Below are 1,497 nucleotides of genomic sequence, written 5' to 3' on the forward strand. Positions count from 1 at the left end.
ATATTTAAATATGCTGTGATTGGGATTACGACCGGAGTCATAGTATCTCTGTTAAAAAAAGAAAATCGGAAAGCTATACAAACAAAAGGAAAAAGCGTAAAAGACAAACTACAAGAAGGAAACATAAAGGAAACATTAGAGAAGGTAACCGAGACAAGTAAACAATTCTCTGTAACTGCAGCTAATGTTGCAAAACAAACATTACCACAACTGCTTACAGCCACACCGGTTGTCATTTCTACTATTAAAGATTTAACAGAAAACGAAAATAACAAAAAGAAAAAAGATGAAAAGGATAATGAAATAAAACAAAATAGTAAGAACCTAGACGGAGAAAAAATGGAAAATGAAAAGAAATATGTGAAAGAAGGGAAAGAAGAGAGTGCTTAGATTTAATTCTAAAAAGAGAAAGTGAGGAAAAAAGTATGAAATCTCTGTATGCAATTGATGTAGGAATTGGTTTTACTAAGCGGGCATATCGACAGGATGTAGATTCTGAGGTGACGATTAAGAGTGAAGCTGCCACACTAGCTCCTGTACCTAATCATGCTGAAAGTGAAGATTTAACAAAGGTAAGTTTTATAGACTTAGACTTTGCATACTACATGGGAAATGAAGCACATCAATCTGACGCTTCATTTCTTCCTCCATTTGACGAAGAAATAGAAAATTATTATGAAAGCGAAGAGTTTAAACAACAAATATTTGGTTGCATTGCAAAGGATTATAAAGAAAATGTCGTGTTACCTTTAGTTGTTACCGGGCTTCCAGTCACTTGTTTTGGTAGTCAGCATGAGCAATTACAACGTGCACTAAAAAAAGAAACTTCCGTACAAATTGATGGGAAATTTATTAATATTACGGTTGAAAATGCTTTGATTCTTCAGCAACCGATCGCTTTACATGCCTATTTCTTAAAAGAGGGAATCATTCAGGAACAAGATCGCATCTTAATTATTGATGGTGGATTTCGTACATTAGAAATGACAGATATGAAACAGAATGTCATTTTAAATCATTATGAGACGGAACTAGGATGTAGCAAGCCTTTGAAAAATATTAAGAATATCCTGCAGAATCATGCGGGTGAAAGTAATCAATTGCATATTAATGACATGCCAAAAATATTAGAAAAAGGATATGGAGATAAAGAAGAAAATTATGAGACAAGTCAGGTGGATATTTTAATTCAAAAAGAGTTGGATACACATTTCCAAGACATCATGCGTGTATTACAAGAACAATTTAAGTTAGACCAGTATGATCCTATTATTTGGACAGGAGGAGTAGTAGATCTCCACAAAAAACAAATTGAAAAAATGCAAGGTGAAATTGTTTCTTTCCGTATGGTAGACGCTTCAAAAGAGGCCGCGCTTCATGGATACTATATTATTGGAAGTCAAGTATTTGAGGACATCACCAATCAATCTGCATATAAATCCAAATTATAATGACGACCGAAATGGAGTTCGTTGAATAGACGTGCCAAATTGTGTG

General features: G+C 33.9%; 2 protein-coding genes. Both read left to right on the plus strand.

Going from position 1 to position 1,497, the window contains the following annotated elements; all coding sequences use genetic code 11:
* Window positions 1-390 (plus strand): peptidase U61 (locus ACQGS6_RS28290; RefSeq protein WP_426966018.1); only part of this gene is annotated, 390 nt, incomplete at its 5' end.
* Window positions 391-425: 35 nt separating this feature from the next.
* Window positions 426-1,451: a ParM/StbA family protein gene (locus tag ACQGS6_RS28295; protein ID WP_426966019.1), complete on the plus strand. Its 1,026-nt coding sequence runs from the start codon at window positions 426-428 to the stop codon at window positions 1,449-1,451.
* Window positions 1,452-1,497: the final 46 nt, after the last annotated feature.

The sequence above is a fragment of the Bacillus sp. GMs2/2 genome (assembly GCF_050172095.1).
GTDB classification, from domain to species: domain Bacteria; phylum Bacillota; class Bacilli; order Bacillales; family Bacillaceae_G; genus Bacillus_A; species Bacillus_A cereus.